At 38.2% G+C, this 17,624-nt stretch carries 20 protein-coding genes; 13 read left to right on the plus strand and 7 right to left on the minus strand.

Going from position 1 to position 17,624, the window contains the following annotated elements; translation table 11 throughout:
- Window positions 1-38 precede the first annotated feature (38 nt).
- The gene (locus tag HCB49_RS07840) at window positions 39-380 is read right to left on the minus strand and encodes a YxeA family protein (protein WP_185604605.1); all 342 of its coding nucleotides are present in this window, start codon (window positions 378-380) and stop codon (window positions 39-41) included.
- A gap of 535 nt (window positions 381-915) precedes the next feature.
- Between HCB49_RS07840 and HCB49_RS07845 the strand changes: the two genes are divergently transcribed.
- The 5 genes from HCB49_RS07845 (at window position 916) to HCB49_RS07865 (ending at window position 5,463) form a co-directional block, all read left to right on the plus strand.
- Window positions 916-3,210 carry a ribonucleoside-diphosphate reductase subunit alpha gene (locus tag HCB49_RS07845; protein WP_185604606.1) on the plus strand — a complete coding sequence of 765 codons (2,295 nt, stop codon included), beginning with the start codon at window positions 916-918 and terminating at the stop codon, window positions 3,208-3,210.
- A 55-nt stretch (window positions 3,211-3,265) separates the two neighbouring features.
- A complete protein-coding gene (locus HCB49_RS07850) occupies window positions 3,266-4,315 on the plus strand; it encodes a ribonucleotide-diphosphate reductase subunit beta (protein ID WP_185392545.1) in 1,050 nt (349 codons plus the stop codon).
- Window positions 4,312-4,749: a flavodoxin gene (locus tag HCB49_RS07855; RefSeq protein WP_185604607.1), complete on the plus strand. Its 438-nt coding sequence runs from the start codon at window positions 4,312-4,314 to the stop codon at window positions 4,747-4,749. The genes HCB49_RS07850 and HCB49_RS07855 overlap by 4 nt, the downstream gene beginning before the upstream one ends.
- A complete protein-coding gene (locus HCB49_RS07860; protein WP_185397162.1) occupies window positions 4,746-5,072 on the plus strand; it encodes a thioredoxin family protein in 327 nt (108 codons plus the stop codon). Before HCB49_RS07855 ends, HCB49_RS07860 begins: the two co-directional genes overlap by 4 nt.
- A gap of 91 nt (window positions 5,073-5,163) precedes the next feature.
- A complete protein-coding gene (locus tag HCB49_RS07865) occupies window positions 5,164-5,463 on the plus strand; it encodes a nucleotide pyrophosphohydrolase (RefSeq protein ID WP_185569014.1) in 300 nt (99 codons plus the stop codon).
- Between the two features lie 41 nt (window positions 5,464-5,504).
- Here HCB49_RS07865 and HCB49_RS07870 read toward each other — a convergent pair whose 3' ends face one another.
- Window positions 5,505-5,681 carry a hypothetical protein gene (locus tag HCB49_RS07870; RefSeq protein WP_008948462.1) on the minus strand — a complete coding sequence of 59 codons (177 nt, stop codon included), beginning with the start codon at window positions 5,679-5,681 and terminating at the stop codon, window positions 5,505-5,507.
- A gap of 198 nt (window positions 5,682-5,879) precedes the next feature.
- Between HCB49_RS07870 and HCB49_RS07875 the strand changes: the two genes are divergently transcribed.
- The gene (locus HCB49_RS07875) at window positions 5,880-6,197 is read left to right on the plus strand and encodes a nucleoside triphosphate pyrophosphohydrolase family protein (protein ID WP_185392549.1); all 318 of its coding nucleotides are present in this window, start codon (window positions 5,880-5,882) and stop codon (window positions 6,195-6,197) included.
- 43 nt (window positions 6,198-6,240) lie between these two features.
- On the opposite strand, the gene HCB49_RS07880 is transcribed toward HCB49_RS07875, so the two are convergent.
- Together HCB49_RS07880 and HCB49_RS07885 are read right to left on the minus strand one after the other, a co-directional pair.
- Complete coding sequence (locus tag HCB49_RS07880; RefSeq protein WP_185604608.1) at window positions 6,241-6,882, minus strand: DUF1361 domain-containing protein; 642 nt, start codon at window positions 6,880-6,882, stop codon at window positions 6,241-6,243.
- 55 nt (window positions 6,883-6,937) lie between these two features.
- Entirely contained in the window at window positions 6,938-7,945 is a 1,008-nt protein-coding gene (locus HCB49_RS07885) for a YeiH family protein (protein WP_185604609.1), read from the minus strand.
- Between the two features lie 106 nt (window positions 7,946-8,051).
- Between HCB49_RS07885 and HCB49_RS07890 the strand changes: the two genes are divergently transcribed.
- The 3 genes from HCB49_RS07890 (at window position 8,052) to HCB49_RS07900 (ending at window position 10,831) form a co-directional block, all read left to right on the plus strand.
- On the plus strand, window positions 8,052-8,906 hold the full coding sequence (locus tag HCB49_RS07890) for a LysR family transcriptional regulator (protein ID WP_185604610.1): 855 nt from the start codon (window positions 8,052-8,054) through the stop codon (window positions 8,904-8,906).
- A gap of 68 nt (window positions 8,907-8,974) precedes the next feature.
- A complete protein-coding gene (locus HCB49_RS07895; protein WP_185604611.1) occupies window positions 8,975-9,991 on the plus strand; it encodes a PTS sugar transporter subunit IIC in 1,017 nt (338 codons plus the stop codon).
- A 174-nt stretch (window positions 9,992-10,165) separates the two neighbouring features.
- Complete coding sequence (locus HCB49_RS07900) at window positions 10,166-10,831, plus strand: GntR family transcriptional regulator (protein ID WP_185604612.1); 666 nt, start codon at window positions 10,166-10,168, stop codon at window positions 10,829-10,831.
- Window positions 10,832-11,422: 591 nt separating this feature from the next.
- Here HCB49_RS07900 and HCB49_RS07905 read toward each other — a convergent pair.
- The 3 genes from HCB49_RS07905 to HCB49_RS07915 are packed head-to-tail and all read right to left on the minus strand — an operon-like array spanning window position 11,423 to window position 14,043.
- Complete coding sequence (locus tag HCB49_RS07905; protein ID WP_185604613.1) at window positions 11,423-11,896, minus strand: GNAT family N-acetyltransferase; 474 nt, start codon at window positions 11,894-11,896, stop codon at window positions 11,423-11,425.
- Window positions 11,897-11,912: 16 nt separating this feature from the next.
- Window positions 11,913-13,148 (minus strand): ABC transporter permease, encoded by a 1,236-nt coding sequence (locus tag HCB49_RS07910; RefSeq protein WP_185604614.1) that lies wholly within the window; start codon window positions 13,146-13,148, stop codon window positions 11,913-11,915.
- A complete protein-coding gene (locus HCB49_RS07915) occupies window positions 13,141-14,043 on the minus strand; it encodes an ABC transporter ATP-binding protein (RefSeq protein ID WP_185604615.1) in 903 nt (300 codons plus the stop codon). Before HCB49_RS07915 ends, HCB49_RS07910 begins: the two co-directional genes overlap by 8 nt.
- 195 nt (window positions 14,044-14,238) lie before the next feature.
- On the opposite strand from HCB49_RS07915, the gene HCB49_RS07920 reads away from it, so the two are divergent.
- From HCB49_RS07920 to HCB49_RS07935, 4 genes are read left to right on the plus strand one after another with little or no spacing between them, the layout of a single operon-like run.
- Window positions 14,239-15,696, plus strand: coding sequence for a BglG family transcription antiterminator (locus HCB49_RS07920; protein WP_185604616.1), 1,458 nt, complete (start codon window positions 14,239-14,241; stop codon window positions 15,694-15,696).
- Between the two features lie 11 nt (window positions 15,697-15,707).
- A complete protein-coding gene (locus HCB49_RS07925; protein ID WP_185604617.1) occupies window positions 15,708-16,181 on the plus strand; it encodes a PTS sugar transporter subunit IIA in 474 nt (157 codons plus the stop codon).
- 12 nt (window positions 16,182-16,193) lie between these two features.
- Complete coding sequence (locus tag HCB49_RS07930; protein ID WP_185481031.1) at window positions 16,194-16,505, plus strand: PTS fructose transporter subunit IIB; 312 nt, start codon at window positions 16,194-16,196, stop codon at window positions 16,503-16,505.
- 16 nt (window positions 16,506-16,521) lie between these two features.
- Window positions 16,522-17,616, plus strand: a complete 1,095-nt coding sequence (locus tag HCB49_RS07935) for a PTS fructose transporter subunit IIC (protein ID WP_185481042.1) — start codon at window positions 16,522-16,524, stop codon at window positions 17,614-17,616.
- The last annotated feature ends 8 nt before the right edge of the window (window positions 17,617-17,624 follow it).

Below are 17,624 nucleotides of genomic sequence, written 5' to 3' on the forward strand. Positions count from 1 at the left end.
TTGTTTAGCCTTTTGATAAGGCTATAACAAAGCGTTTTTTATTGTTCTGCTAAATATTTCATTGTATCTGGAACGTTTTTGATTTTTTTATAATTAACGACCATTTTATTTTCACCGATGAGAACTTTGAATTGATCGTTTTTGGTTAATTCTTTTTCGGAATAGAATGTTAGTTGTTTTTGCTTTCCTTTATCATCATATACTTTCGATACATATTTGAATCCTTTGAATTGATTTTTTTGAACGGGTTTTCCAGTAGCTTCGACTTTAAGATAGTAGGACTTTACTGCGGCATCGGTTGGCATCGCATACTCCCAAATTGCGCAAACAGTCAGAAGAACTGCAGCTAATAAGATTAAACCTCTTTTTTTATTAAACATTTCTCCTTCATCCTCTCTGGATTTGTTTTATTACATTAAGTTTACAATGAAAAGACAACTTTATCCCGTTTGTTAACTAACAAAATCCATCGTTAATCTTACAATTTTGTCAGAATGGTGACAAAATGGAATCATAAAGATTGTGAAGTTACAAAAATCGATTTTTTTTACTACTAAATGTAGAATCTGTGAAAAAAATAGCCACTACAAGTAGTAGCATTTTGGTACTGAAAATATGCTCGAAAACACACAATTGCCTGAAAAAATTTTTTTATTTGCCGGAAACCTTGTTTTAATCAGAGTTTTGCCCTTTTTAGCCGAAAATTCAAAGTACTATATCTTGCATTCACATAAAAAAAGTTATACTATATATAGTATCGAAAGCGAAATATTGCTTCATCGCCTTTTAACTTTTATCAGGGGAATTTGCTCCTTTAAAAGTTAATTTTTTTGCTCCATGGAACGACCACAAATAGTTCGGGGACGAATGAAAAGCGCAAAATGAATCAGATATTTTTACAACGAGGAAAAAAGGATGAAATGGGGATTGCAAATGACAACTTACATAGTAAAAGACGGGGGAAACAGAAAGCTACCTTTTGACAAAAGCCGATTGGATGGTTATTTAGAGAAAATCCATGAAGAATTTCCGAAACTTGATTTAGAAGATTACAAACGTAAGGTTTTTAATTTTGTAGAGAAGAAGGAAGATTACGCGGCGGACGAATTAGTCGATTATTTAATTAGGGAAGCAGAAGCCCGTACAGATATTCATATTCCTGAATGGGAACATTTCGCGGCACGTCTTTATTTAAATAAATTATATAAAAAAGCGAGTAAAAACCGTTTTTATAATGATGATGATAAATATGGTTCGTACGTTGGACTTCAAGAAAGTTTAGGCGAGCGCGGTATTTATTCCGGCAATATCCTAAAAAATTATTCTAAAGAAGATTTGATTACAGCAGGGAAATTAATTGACCCTGAAAAAGATAAATTATTTACGTATAACGGTTTGTATTTACTTGCGACTCGTTATTTAGCAACTGACTCTGAACGCAATGTGTATGAGTTACCACAAGAACGTTGGTTAACTATCGCACTTTATTTAATGCAAAATGAACCAAAAGAAAAACGCATGAAATTAGTAGAAGAAGCTTACTGGGCTTTAAGTAACCTATATATGACTGTAGCAACACCAACGCTTGCAAACGCCGGAAAAGTTGGCGGACAATTATCTAGTTGTTTCATAGATACAGTAGATGATAGCTTGCAAGGTATTTATGACAGCAATACAGACGTGGCTAGAGTTTCTAAGCACGGCGGTGGTGTTGGCGCGTATCTTGGTTATGTTCGTTCAACAGGAGCTGCTATCCGCGGCGTAAAAGGTGCAAGTGGCGGCGTTATTCCTTGGATTAAACAATTAAACAATACAGCCGTGAGCGTGGACCAATTAGGCCAACGTAAAGGCGCAATTGCTGTTTATTTAGACGTATTCCATAAAGATATCGAATCTTTCCTTGATTTACGTTTAAACAATGGTGACCAACGTCTACGCGCACATGATGTATTTACAGCTGTTTGTATTCCTGACATTTTCATGGAAGCTGTAGAGCGTCGTGGCGAGTGGTATTTATTCGATCCACATGAAGTAAAAGCGAAAAAAGGCTGGTACCTACAAGATTTCTACGATGAAACAAAAGGTGAAGGTACTTTCCGTGAAAAATATGACGAATTAGTAGCTGACGAAACAATCAGTAAAAAAATCGTTAAAGCAATTGATATTATGAAACGTGTGATGGTGAGCCAACTTGAAACAGGTAACCCATTCATGTTCTACCGAGATGAAGTAAATAGAATGAACCCTAACAAACACGAAGGTATGGTTTATTCAAGTAACTTATGTACTGAAATTATGCAAAATATGAGCCCAACAAAAATGATTCAAGAAATTATTTCTGGCGATCAAATCGTTATTACAAAACAAGCGGGAGATTTTGTTGTATGTAACTTATCTTCTGTTAACTTAGGCCGTGCAGTTGTGGCGGAAGAAGAAGGTACATTAGAACGTTTAATCGAAGTTGAGGTACGTATGCTTGATAACGTTATCGACTTAAACGAACTACCAGTACCACAAGCAACGATTACAAACCAAAAATACCGTTCTATCGGACTTGGAACATTCGGTTGGCATCACTTGCTTGCGCTTAAAAATATCGCGTGGGACTCAGAAGAAGCTGAGAAATATGCCGATGAATTATATGAACAAATCAACTATTTAGCAATTCGCGCTAGTAACAAACTAGCTCAAGAAAAAGGTGCTTACAAAGTCTTCAAAGGAAGCGATTGGAACACTGGAGAATATTTTGCACGTCGTAACTATAATTCAGCTGAATGGCAAGAATTAGCGAAAGAAGTAGCAGAAAAAGGTTTACGTAATGCGTATCTTGTAGCTGTAGCGCCAAATATGAGTACAGCTCAAATTGCTGGATCCACTGCTTCTATCGATCCAATTTACAGCGCGTTCTACTATGAAGAGAAAAAAGATTACCGTCGTCCAGTAATTGCACCAGACTTAAATTTAAGCACATACCCATACTACGAAAAAGGTGCATACAAAGTAGACCAATTCGCAAGTGTTCGTCAAAATGGTCGCCGTCAACGTCACGTAGACCAATCGCTAAGCTTTAACTTCTACGTACCAAGTGGCATTAAAGCAAGTAAATTACTTGAACTACACATGACTGCTTGGAATGAAGGATTAAAAACAACTTACTATGTCCGCTCAAACGATATCGACGTAGAAGAATGTGAATGGTGCTCAAGCTGATAAATCTCTAAACACTTGACGAATAACGCAAAAATGAAAGGGAGGGCTTGCCTCGATGGCTAACCAAAAAGAACAACTTACTCGTATTAAAATTTTAGAACCTTTATTTCCTAATCGTTCTACTTCAATCATAAACGGAGAAACTAGTGGGATTTTGAATTGGAATGATATCCCGTATCCTTCTTTCTACCGTGCATATAAAGAACTTTCTACTAACTACTGGATTCCAGATGAAGTAGATATGAAAAGTGATGCGAAACAATATCCGAATCTTTCCGAAGAAGAAAAATATGCTTTTGATGCCATCATTGGCTTACTAGCTACACTTGATTCTCCGCAAACACGTTTCATTTACAATATTGCGGAATATATTACTGATCCAGCTGTACATGCAAATGCAGCGATTATCGGGCAACAAGAAGTAATCCATAATGAAAGTTACTCTTATGTACTTGCTTCTATTACCAACTTGCAAGAACAAAATCGCGTATTTGAACTTGCGAGAACACATCCGACAATCATCAAACGTAACGAGCCAATCATGGCAGCATACGACGATTTCATGAATAACAAAACGGGTGAAACACTTGTCAAAGCATTGATTCAATCTTCAATTTTAGAAGGAATTAATTTCTACAGTGGCTTTGCTTACTTCTACAACCTGGTTCGTCAAAATAAAATGACAGGAACTGGGAAAATCATTAGCTTTATCAATCGTGATGAATTAGCTCACTCGAAATTTATTTCTGAAGTAATCCGGGCAATCCTTGGGGAAAACCCAGAATTACAAACAGATGAGTTAGTAGAATATACACATGAAGCTTTCCGCCACGCTGTTGAACTTGAAACAGAATGGTCTGAAGAAGTTTTACAAGGTATTGAAGGTATTGATGTGGAAGAAATGGTTGATTACGTGAAATATCGTGCCAACAAAATGCTAGGAATGCTTGGTATTCCAGAACTTTATCCAGGACATAGCGACAACACAATGACTTGGATTAAAGCTTACGCAGATAACTTTACAGAAACAAAAACTGACTTTTTCGAAATGCGCAATTCAAGCTATAAAAAAACGAATATGGATAACGGATTCGACGATTTATGAGAATCTTGCTAGCCTATGATTCTCTAAGTGGGAACACCAAAATGGTAGCGGATGAAATTGAAGAGATATTACAAAACGAAGGGCACGAAGTTGTGTCCTTACGTGTATCTCCTTCCGCTGCGTATCCGCTTGATGAGGATTTTGACTTGTACGTGTTGGGGGCATGGACAGTCGACTACGGAAGAACGCCGCCAGATATGAAAGATTTTATCGCGGAGCTAGCCGTAAAGCCCAAGAATGTAGCCATTTTTGGCACTGGGGAAACACAATGGGGTATGGATTTTTATTGCGGAGCTGTCGACCGAATGGCCAAATATTTCGGTACAAGCTACCCAACCTTAAAAATAGAACAAATGCCACACACCGAACAAGATGTGGCTGATATAGACAATTGGGTCAAGCAAATTTTAGCGTTAAGGAGTGGAATCAAATGACAAGTATTGAAATTAAAACACCTGAAGAGTTCCAAGCTCATATTAGTGGAGAAGAATTAGTATATGTAGATTATTGGAAAGATAATTGTCCTAATTGTAAAATGCTTGATCTTTCGTTTGCTGAATTCAAAAACTCTGAAATCGCAAGCAAAGTAAAAGTATTAAAAGTAAAATTAGAAGAAATGGGCGAAAACTTCTTTTTTGACCGTGATGTACAACAAACACCAACACTTGTACTTTACAAAGGCGGCGAAGAAATCCACCGTTTAAACGGATTTATCCCACCAAACAAAATCGAAGAAGCTGTTTCTTTAAATGCGTAATTGAATGAGTGATAAGTCCTTGCTACTAAGCGACTTATTGCTCTTTTTTCTGTCGTTATTTGTGATTTGATTTACAGGAGGGGTTAGGGATTTGAGACAATTACAAGATGAAATTACTGCTTTTCTGGAAGAACGTGACTGGTTGGATCAGTATAATAAACCAAAAGATTTAGCAATATCCTTGTCGCTTGAAGCAGCAGAATTATTGGAATGTTTTCAGTGGAAGCAAGATGAGGTGGCAGTGAAAGAAAACCGGGAAGCGATTTTAAAAGAAGTAGCGGATGTCATGATATACGCACTCCAAATCGCGGAAAGTATGGGAGCAGACGGCGAAGAGCTTGTTCGTTCCAAGCTCGCAGAAAACCGAACACGGACATGGCCGAAAAAATAGAAAAAGCTGCTTTATCAGTTTAGGATAAAGCAGCTTTTTATTTAATAAGAATAAGATCGTTTACGTCTTTTTTTGGAACGAATCATTGCAAAAATTCCTGCTGCGACCAAAATAAGCGAAATGATGCAAACACCGAAACCAATAAGTCCAGTTATGCTAAACGAAAAACCAAAGCCAATCAGACCAACAAGAAGTACAACTAAGCTAGCTAATTTCATTTGAAAACTCCTTTCAGAAATCTTATCTCTATTATAAAGGAATAACTTGAAAAAAATAAGCCTTTAAAGAGAAAAAAATTTTAAAGATGAAAGGCATTGATAGAGCATCAGTTCGCATAATTTCGAAATAGTCAAGACTGCAAAGGAAAAAAATTATCTGTTATAGTAAGAAAGTGAGAGAGGCAAGGAGGACAACACATGGATTTTAAAGAGTATCAAGTTTTAGCAAATAGAACTGCAGCAACACACGAACAGGCATTAACGAATTACGGACTTGGAATAGCTGGAGAAGCCGGTGAAGTTGCTGATTTGATTAAGAAATATGCTTTTCATGGACACGATTTAGATAAAGATGCGTTGACGAAAGAATTAGGCGATGTTCTTTGGTACGTATCACAAATTGCTAAATGGGCCGACATAAGCATGGAAACCGTTGCCGAATTAAATATCGAAAAATTAAAACGCCGCTATCCGCAAGGCTTTTCGGCGGAACGAAGCAAACTCCATATCGATTAAAAAAACGTTTGTATTTAAGGAAAGTTCTTAAATACAAACGTTTTTAGTCTTTTAATGAGCTAGAAAACTTACTAAATAGTGTATAAATGACATATTGGATAATCGAGAAGTAAAATACGAAGTTCCAGAATGGCCAGTGAAAAACACTAAACATGATTTGGATGGATTCGACTGGTTGCGTAAGTAGATGAATCGAATGCAAGCGTGAAAATCTGCCAATATAAATCGCATAACTCGATAATAAGATTAAACCAATTAACAGTAGTTGGTAACTGAACCAACTCGTCCAATTAAAGCGTCTTCTTATTTCCGCAAGCATTTTTGCAAAGGACCAGAAGCCAATAAATAACCCAAAGAATACACCAACGATAATATAAGTGAAGTGGCGCCACAACCATGGTGACGTGGAAAGTATTCCTTCTGCTCCGTAAATCTCTAAGCGCTGTAAATGTAGCAAGTCAGTGAGTAGATAAGGCGCATTTGGGAAAAATACTAACCAAACAATGCCGAGGGGCCAAAATATCCACCATACGCGAGGTTTCTTTGTGAGGAATACAGCTATTTCGAAAGGTATATAAGCAAGCCCAACATTTAAAATTAAAAAAGTATACGTGTCAGCGGTAAAATGTAAAACAAGAAAATATCCGAGTAAAAAAGCTCGGCAAGTCCAAATTGCTTTCGTCATGTAATAGTCACCTCGTGCTTGCTATTGTATCACAATTTGAGTTGCCGAGGATAACTTAACCTGCTAAATGAAACAAAAGTACTAAAGTTAACCCAAAAGCAGAAAGCAAGATCGAACCAATAAACGCCGCCACAAAAGGTTTTCCGCCCATTTTTCCAAAAGAAGGTAAGTGGACATTTAATCCAAGTCCGCCCATTGACATAGCAATAAGGAAATAGGCACAGACAACGAGAAAATTGGTGATAGATGTTGGAATAATACCAAAACTATTGATAGCACTTGTAGCTAGGAAGCCGAAAATAAACCAAGGTACGGGAAGTTCTGCCCATGAAAAACGATTATTTGTTCCAGCGTTTACCATTTTTGCAACGACGAAGCAGACTGGAACAAGTAGTGCCACGCGAGTTAATTTGACGATAACGGCCATATCGACGGCAGAAGTTCCACCTGGATCCGCTGCAGCAATTACGTGCGCAATTTCATGAAGCGTAGCCCCTGCAAAAATACCGTAACCATCTGGTCCAAGCGGCAAAATTGGATAAATTAGCGTATAAATAATCGTGAAAATAGTTCCAAGAAGCGCGATAATCGTAGCAGCCACCGCGGTTTGGTTATTGTCAGCTTTTACTTGCGGCGAAATCGCGACTACAGCTGCAGCCCCGCAAATCCCTGTACCACAAGCAACCAGAATCGCCAGCTTTTTATCGACGCCAAAAAGTTTTGCCAAAAAGTAAACAACTGCAATCCCAAAACTAAGACATAAGGCAGCGATCAAGAATACGCGCCAGCCAGCATCATAAATATCAACTAAATTTAGCCGGAAACCAAGTAAAATAATCCCAGCACGAAGAATCACTTTGTTGGAAAATTGAATACCTGTAAACCATTGATCCGGAACCGGAAAAAGTGCGCGAATGATAATACCGATTAAAATAGCTGTAACAAGTTGCCCAAGAATCATTAAAAATGGCAATTTTGCTAAAAAATAAGATAGGGTAGCGATACAGAACGTAAGCGCAATACCATACCAAAAAGTCTTCGTTTTAAATAAAATTTGACTCATGTTCATCCCCCTTTCTTTTATGCTTTTACTTTACCATTTCTAATTTTATTAGTAAAATTTATATTAATTATATTATTGATAAGAAATATTTATGGAGGGATTTCAAATGGATGAGGCTTTAAGAACGTATATAAGGGTTGTAGAATTACAAAGTTTTACAAAAGCGGCCGAAGAATTGCACATTTCCCAACCGGCAGTATCTTTGCAATTAAAGAAATTAGAAGAGATTTATGAAACCGAGCTGATATACCGACAAGCGAAAAAGTTTATTTTAACAGCTACGGGAGAAATACTATACCACCGTGCGAAACAATTAGAAGGTTTGTATAAACAAGTGGAAGATGAAATTAGTTTGTATCACCACCATTTAAAAGGGCGATTGCGGATTGGTGCGAGTTTTACGATAGGAGAGTATTATTTGCCGGCGCTGATTGCGAAGTTTCATGCGCACTATCCAGATATTACCATCGAACTAATCGTTGAAAATACAGTTAAAATTGCCGATAAAGTTGAATTGCTTCAAGTGGATGCTGGACTTATTGAAGGTCAAGTGAGTAAGAAAGATTTGGCGATAAGTGCTTTTGCGAATGACGAAATGTGCATTGTCGGACGGGCAGATGGTTCGCTTGCAGAAATTGAGCAAGGCGCCACGTGGATTGCGCGAGAAGAAGGTTCCGGAACGCGCGAATATTTGGATCATGTATTAAGTACGAATGGTTGGAATGTAGCTGAAAAAGTCGTTGCTTGGAGTAATATGGCGGTCAAACAAATGGTGCTTGAGGGCATGGGGTACACGGTTATTTCCAGATGCGTCGTTAAAACAGAAATTGCAGAAGGAAAATTACGCGTTTTTAATGAGGCGGGAAGCTTGATGCGGAAATTTTCGGTATTAAAAAATAAACAAAGACTAGAAAATCGTATTGCGGAAACCTTTTTAACATTTTTAAAGGAAAATCAGTAAATAAAACTAGCTTTTTAACAAGGGAGTGATTACAATGAGGAAGAATACATTTTAGAAGGGGAGAAGTAATGAAAGAATATTTTATAGATCGTTCCTATAAGGCTTCTATGGGGATTGCGAATGCGGTTCTTGTAACGCTTGGGATTGGGCTTCTGTTGCAAACAATTGGCCAGATGACAGGGATTTCATTTCTTGTAACAGTTGGTGCGATTGGTAAAACGATGCTCATTCCGGGAATTGGTGTTGGTATCGCTATGTGCTTGCATGCGAATACGCTTGTGACGATAAGTGCGGCTGCATCTGCTGTTATTGGTGGCGGGGCAGTAGTGACTTTGGCTGGTGGTGGCGTTGGTATTACTAGCGGAGAACCGGTTGGCGCTATTTTAGCCGTGATTGTGGCAGTTTGGACTGGGAAAAGGGTCACTGGGAAGACGAAATTTGATATGATTTTAATTCCTGGCGTATCACTTTTAGCTGGCGGACTGAGCGGTATTTTATTTGCAAAAATTATGGCACCGATTTTAGCTTCTGTAAGCCTTGGGATTAGTTCATTAATTGGTGGTTCACCGCTAATTTCATCGATGGTTATTGCTTTTGTGTTTGGTTTACTTATTCTTAGTCCGGCTTCATCTGCTGCGCTCGCGATTGCGCTTCAACTGGATCCAACAGCAAGTGCTGCGGCATTGATTGGCTGCTCGGTGCAATTTGTATCATTTGCGGTATTAAGCTATCGGGACAACAACTGGGGTGCGTTTTTCGCGCAACTTATCTGTACACCGAAATTACAAACACCTAATATTATTAGAAAGCCTAGTTTGATGTTAGTGCCGTTACTGACGACATTAATCGCTGGACCTCTTGGTGTGATGGTATTTCATATTCAAGCCGCGAGTGAAGTTGCTGGTCTTGGCTTATGCGCCTTTGTTGCACCACTTTATTTAATAGCAAATTACGGATTCAGCACACTTGCTGATTTTATTTTGGTAGCAGTTGTCTTGCCAGGTGTTATTGCACTTATTGTCAGACCGATTCTGCTTAAAAAGGAACGCTTGAAAACAGGAGATTTAACGATTGAATTGCAGTAGAATGATGTAAAAAGTAGGGCTTTGTGGCTCTGCTTTTTATATTGAAATGTTATGCGCTGGAAATCAATTTTGTAACGTAATGGACACATTTTTTCGCAAAAAGCCATATCTAAATGGAATTTTTTCGTGTAAAATATAACATTGAAAGCAATAAAATTTAAAGAGGTTCAAATTATGGAAAAAAGTGGATTTGTTGCAGATCCAATTTACGGAGAAATCAAGAATGAGATAATGGCTAACACTTTGGAAAGTGGCGAGAAAGTGGATATAGACGACATCATGAAACGATTTCAGGTCAGCAAACGAGTAGCTTTTAGTGCGCTTCATTGTTTACATAAAAGTGGTATATTATGCAAAAACAGCGGAGGAAATGGTTTTTCAGTTGCAGTGACTAGTGAAGCTCAGCATCGCGAAAAATCACGAGTAAAGTTAGCTTTTTTTCATCTGAATTATGCGGTACAAAAACTACAAGAACAAGACGCAGAAATTTGCGCAACTTGCCTTCGTAAAGAGCTAGTATATATCAAACTGGCTGTTGCGGAACAAGATACAGATGTATTTATTAATCACGTGAAAAACTTTTATGCTTGTATGATTCACTATACTGAAATGCCGGCGATGGAGAAAAATATCGATATTCTTAGCCAAACGCTGCGAAATATGAAGAATGAGAATGAAAAGCCACTTTTTGAAGATTTTACGATGGACGTGACAGAAACGCTAGAAGAATTAGTGACACATCTAGAAGCAAAAGAATTTGAAAAATGCCACTTGGTCATTCAAAGATTTTATGATAAAAATATTTCAATCTTTTTTTCTGAATCAAAAAACCCCGAATGACGATTTCGTCACGCGGGGTTTTTCTTTTCGGATGAGCTTGTCTTGCCACTCATCTGATGGGCCGGACCATGTCTGGATGTTTCTGAATAAACATACAACAATCGGAAAACGGTGAGGCATTTTCAAACAAGTAGGCGAATTATTTGTCTTGCTACTTACTTCTCAAGATATTCTAACTTACGAATAAATGAGCGCCCGTAACTTGCTTAAATAGTGGCCATGAATGATACGATACTTTATTCGCTTATTTACCAATGTAGTGAGGATAAAAAATATTGATAAACGAGCGACGTAACGAAATTCCGTCTTCCTACAACTAAGTTAGCGTAAAGTCCTTGACGCGGCGTATACTCCTCGCCTTCCTCCTGTCAGCTAACCACAGCTGTTTGACACTTACAATCCTTCACCAGACGTTTTGCCGGCATATGACAAAGCTGAGAAAAAAATCAGCTTGTACACCAAGTTTTTGTCATTCGCATCACCTTTTATTTGTTCGTTGTACTCTTTATATAACCGTTCTAAATAAATGTAAACGCTTTATCGGTAAAATGATTATAAAGTCATAGTTTGCATTTTAAGCCAGGTCTTTTGTCAGAGGAAATAAGCCATTAAAATATCATCGACATATTCGCCTTGAATAATAAATTCTTTTTCTAGCAATCCTTCTTGTTTAAAGCCATTTTTTTCATAAAAGTGAATCGCTTTTTTATTGATGGATAGAACACGCAAGGCAATTTTAACATAGCCTTTTTCACGCGCTACTTCTTTCATTTTGTCCATTAAAAGCTGACCGATACCGGCACGTTGGAAATCCGGATGAACAGCGATGTCGATTTCTACTACGTGTTGATTGGAGGCAAGTGGGATTGGCGACTTATAGCCAAGAATCCCAACGACTTTATCCTCGTTTACAACAACGATTTTGGAACCAGGAGGGCATTTAAGTAAAAAGTCTGCCTCACTATCAAAATGGATATTGCCGGGCGTTGTTCCCGGCGTCCATACTAAATGTTCTAACTCAATCATAGAAGCTGCATCTTCGCGCTTAGATAGTCTAATTTGCATAATTTACCAACTTTCTTTATTTTCTTTTTGCATAGGATAGCGAGGTTTTCCATGTTTTCCACAAGCCGTCGTTGCTGTATAGCAAGACATTTCCTTGGTACAGGCGGACAGTGAGGAAAAAGGCGCCGATAACACTCGCAAGTAGAATGGCCAGAGAACTAAAAATACCGATAGTTGAAACGGATAATAAGTCCATTCGCGCTAGCATCATCATTGGTGAGAAGGTCGGAATGTACGAACCGATGATAACAAGCATATTGTCAGGTGCATTAGCTGCTGCAATGGATCCCCAGTAGCCGATAATAGCAAGAATCGTCATCGGATAAATAAACTGCGCAACGGTTTCGACATTTGGGACCATCGAACCAATCATTGCTGCGAGTAAAATATATAACAATAAACCTAGAATAACAAATAGTAAATTTAGCACAAGGTAATATGCTGGGAAAACGGCAATTTGATCTAACACATTTTGAACCATTTCGGTGTTGCGACCAGCAATCAGAACGACCGCGCCACAAATGACATAAAACCCAATTTGCGTCAGAAGCATGAAAATAATCGCTGTTAATTTAGCGAATAAATGCGTTGTTGCTGAAACGCTGGATAAAATAACCTCCATAATGCGTGTACCTTTTTCTGTAGCGATTTCTGATGCAACAATGTTTGCGTAACTCATGACGAAAATGAAAATAACTAGTGTTAAAACGAGTACGGCTGCGCTCATAACATCTTTTTCATGGTTAGTGAGCTGGTTGTTGGACTCTAAATCATTGGTTACAGAAACAGGGGACGTAATCGACTGCAATTGTTCATTGGTGATTTTATAGGCAGCGGCTTTTTCAGCGATTTTGGTGGCTGTAAGGTCTTCTGTTAAACGTGTAATCACGTCTTGTCCAGCTGTTTCTTGCGTTGTATAAACCGCGCCAACTGTATCATTTTCCTGCGTAATTGTGACAAATCCATCTATTTTGCCATTTTTCAAGGCGGACTGGGCGGATTTTTTGTCGTTGATATCTTTATTTACTTTGAAATGATTTTTGTCCGCAGCTAAGGCTTTGGCGAAAACGGGATCATCAGACAATACGGCGATTTTGGTGACGTCGCTAGTAGAATCAAAGTAATCTACCATTTTCGGAATGCCCGCGATGAGTGCGGCGATTAAAACAGGAAACAGTAACGAAATTAAAAATGATTTTGTTTTCACACGCCTTTTATAAACTTGCTTCGTTATTACCCAAAACTTACTCATGCGATTCACCAGCCTTCCATTTGAAAATTTCTTCAAGTGTTGGGGCTTGGAGGCTGAATGTTTGGATGAAACCATCTTTTGTTACATAGTCAAAAATCTTCTCGGCATCTGCTTCGTTTGCGATTTCAAGTTGAAGAACGCCGTCACGATACTTCTCTACACGTATCACTTCTGGCAAAGCAGCTAGTTCGTCCGCCGTGTGATTAGATTCAATCAAAATCCGTTTGCGACCAAATACAGATTTTACAGATTCCGTCGTGCCTTGAAGTACGACATTTCCTTTTTTTAACATTAAAAGGGAATCACAAAGCTCCTCGACATTTTCCATGCGGTGGCTGGAGAAAATAATCGCCGCTCCAGAGGCACGTAAATCAAAGACAAATTTCTTCAAAATCTCCGCATTAACAGGATCGAGTCCGCTAAATGGTTCATCTAAAATAACTAGTTTTGGTTGGTGGATAATAGTACTTAAAAGTTGGATCTTCTGTTGATTTCCTTTGGATAGCGTTTTAATTAAGTCTGTTTTTTTGCCGACGATTTCAGCACGTTCAAGCCAATCATCAATTTCTGCTTTGATTTTTTGTTTCGGATATCCTTTTAATTCCGCAAAAAATATCAGTTGGTCTTCAATCGTCACATTCGGATATAAACCGCGTTCTTCAGGCAAATAGCCGATAATATTTGGATCAATTTTACTTACTTCTTTGCCATTCCAAGTGATTTTACCAGAAGTAGCTTCTAAAAAATGCAAAATAAGTCGAAAAGTAGTTGTTTTACCAGCGCCATTTTGTCCGATTAATCCGAGTATTTTTCCTGGTTCTACTCGAAACGATAAATCATTAACCGCGACTTTAGTGCCAAAATTTTTCGTAACATTATGTAGTTCAAGCGTCACAAGAGCACCCCTTTCTAAATTCTTCCCTGTTTTTATTATACGGTTTTACAGCGGGATTGTCTTGTTGGAAGTAAATCGACGCAGCAATTGTTTTTTCACAAACTTTGCCAAAAAATTGTCTAGTGTAGTGGACATAACTTAGTGTAACCGTTTTCTTTTATTTGTGTATAATAGAGCGTAGAGGGAGGTGATGAAATGCTTCTTACCCAAACGGAGCGTGCATTAATTAACTTGTTCTTAACGAAAAACGATTTTTTGACAGCAAAGCAACTAGCTGAAATTCTAGACGTTTCCTCTAAAACCATTTACCGCAAGATTAAAAACATCAATGCCACGACAGAAGAAAAAGATATCATTATATCTGAAAAAGGACGTGGTTTTAAACTTGATTACAAGGCATATATTCAAGCGAAATTAGAAACAACAAGCGATATTTTTGGCTATACACCAACAGAAAGACGAGAAAAAATTTTACTGCAAGTACTATTTAAATCTCCTAAATATTTAGATGTAACGGCGCTATATGAGGATTATTATGTTGGCTATAATTCAATCAAAAACGATTTTGCCCTTTTAAATCAATCTATCGAGAAATATGATTTAGCTCTTGAGAAACGGCAAAAAGAAATTCGAGTTGTTGGCACAGAAGAAAATATTCGCACTGCAATTAATGAAGTGATTAATAACATTGATTTATCGAGCTACGATGATTTGAAAACGGAATATAGTGATTTTAATAAAGCGGATGTTCAGTTTATTGTTAGGCAGATGGAAATGATTGAAAGCAAGCTGATGATTAATATTCCGTACCCATATGATATTAATATTTTTTCGCATCTGTATATTTTAATCAATCGTTTTCGCCAAGGAGTTGTGGAAGATTTTAACGAAAGTGATGACGCTTATATTGTAACGAATGAAAAACTGCATACGATCGCAGTGGAAGCCATTGAAGCAATCGAACAATATTTAAAAATGACGTTGCCAAAGCGAGAAATCTTTCATTTTCTACAATACTTGATTTCGTCTCGTTTTAATCATGAAATCGAATTAGTTCCGAGTAATGTTTTACCTATCGTGGAGGAAATGACTGATTTTTATATCAATCAAGTGGCTGCTAAAATCAATATGCCGATTAATAAAAAACAACTGAAAATCGAATTACTCAGCCATATGAAGCCGATGGTCAACCGAATGAATCATCAAATTAACATAAAAAATAACTTATTAAGCGACATTAAATTAGAATACGGCAAATTGTTTGAAATCATCAAAGCAACAGCCCGTGATGTGGCAAAAACCTTTAAGTTGAATACGATATCAGATGATGAAGTTGGTTATATCACGATATATTTCGCCAAACATATGGAAGCGTCCCCGCTAGTAAAACGGATTATTATTATGTGTTCAAGCGGCATCGGAACGTCCGAACTTTTAAAAGTGAAGGTTCAAAAAGCTTTTCCTGATGTCGAGATAGTAGACGTTTTATCATCTACTAGATACAAAAACAGCTTGCAATACTATCGGAATATTGATTTTATTCTAACAACTGTTCATGCAGAAAGTAACAAGGAAATTCCATCGCTGCTCGTTAGTGCGATGTTTACAGAAAAAGATAAAATGATGGTGAAAAAATTGATGGAAACTTTATAGGAGGCGAACCCATGGATATCCAAGAATTAGATATTAGTAAAGTGATAAGTCCGGAGCTTGTCGATTTAGACTTAGCAGCAACGACGAAATTAGAAGTAATTGAAGAATTAACCGATTTACTTGTTAAAACTGGTGCTGTAGCAGATAGAGAGGCTTTTATAGCGGATGTATTGTACCGCGAAGAAGAAGGGAAAACGGGGCTCGGTGAAGGTGTTGCCATTCCGCACGGTAAATCAGCTAGCGTAACGAATACATCAATTGCTGTTGGACGAACGAGGAAGCCGGTTGAGTGGGAGTCGCTTGATGAACAGCCAGTTAATATTATTATTCTTTTCGCTGTGAAAAATTCGGATGCTACAACAACGCATATCAAGTTACTCCAAAAAGTAGCGATTTTACTCGCAGATGATGAGGTGATTAGCCAATTTCAAACCGTACAGACAAAAGAAGACTTTATTAAACTGTTAGCTAAAAATCAGGATTAGGAGGAGTTTGAGATGAATATTATTGGAATTGCAGCTTGTACATCTGGAATCGCACATACCTACATCGCCAAGGAAAAACTAACCAAAGCAGGCATCGCGCTCGGGCATTCCATCCATATTGAGACACAAGGAACGATTGGGATTGAAGACGAACTTTCCGTAGAACAAGTGAGAAACGCCGATGTAGTGATTATTGCAGCCGATATTAAAATCAGTGGAAAAGATCGTTTTAAAGGGAAACGTGTGGTTGAAATCCCGACTGATTTAGCAATTAAAGCACCAAAGCAAATTATCAATAAAATAGACAACGAAATAAATAACTAGGGAGTGAACCGGTATGATGAAAAAACTGCAAATCAAAAAACATGCACTTACAGCGATTTCGTATATGTTACCGTTAGTTGTTGCCTCGGGGTTACTTATTGCCATTGGAAATTTAACAAGTGGACAGGTTATTGAAAATTACAAAGCGCCGTATTCTATTCCAGATGCGCTCGTTTCTCTCGGTGTTCTCGGTATGGGCTTACTTGCGCCAGTTATTGCCGGTGCGATAGCCTACTCGATAGCGGATAGGCCCGGGATTGCGCCAGGTCTCCTGATGGGGCTTATCGCCAATTCCATCGGTGCAGGTTTCTTAGGCGGGATGCTTGGAGGGTACTTAGTTGGTTATTTTATCCTTATCCTTGTCAAATATGTCAAAGTGCCAAAATGGGCGCAAGGTTTAATGCCGATGATGATTATTCCGCTTATTAGTAGTTTGGTTATCGGGCTCCTGATGTATTTCGTTGTCGGTGTTCCAATCGTTTGGGCAACAGAGGCGATGACGAGTTTCTTACAAGGTATGCAAGGCAGCATGCGATTTGTTTTCGGCGCAATCCTCGGAGCTATGGCTGCATTTGACTTTGGTGGACCAGTAAATAAAGTTGCTTCCTTATTTGCCGATGGATTGCTTTTAGAAGGTGTTAAGGAACCAGAAGCGGTGAAAATTCTAGCCTCGATGGTGCCGCCATTTGGAGTTACACTTTCGTGGGTAGTCTCCAAACTGATTAAAAAGAAAAAATATACCAAATCAGAAGAAGACAATATCAAAATCGCTTTTCCGATGGGGATTTGCATGATTACAGAAGGCGTTATTCCGATTGCAGCAGTAGACCCGATTCGCGTAATTATTTCTTGTACACTTGGGGCCGCGGTCGGTGGTGGACTTAGTATGACGTGGGGGATTGGTTCGCCCGTCCCATCAGGCGGAATGTTTATTGTCCCAGCGATGAATGAACCATTTTTATTCTGCTTAGCGCTACTAATTGGCACATGTGTTACGGCAGCGATGTTGCTCATTCTGAAACGTGAACCAACCAAGGAAGAAGAACTCATTGCAGACCAAGGATTAGAGGAAGAAGAGGAAGTCGATTTGTCTGGAATTAAAATTTCATAAGGCGAGGA

Origin of the sequence: Listeria cossartiae subsp. cayugensis (assembly GCF_014229095.1) — a bacterium.
GTDB lineage: Bacteria > Bacillota > Bacilli > Lactobacillales > Listeriaceae > Listeria > Listeria cayugensis.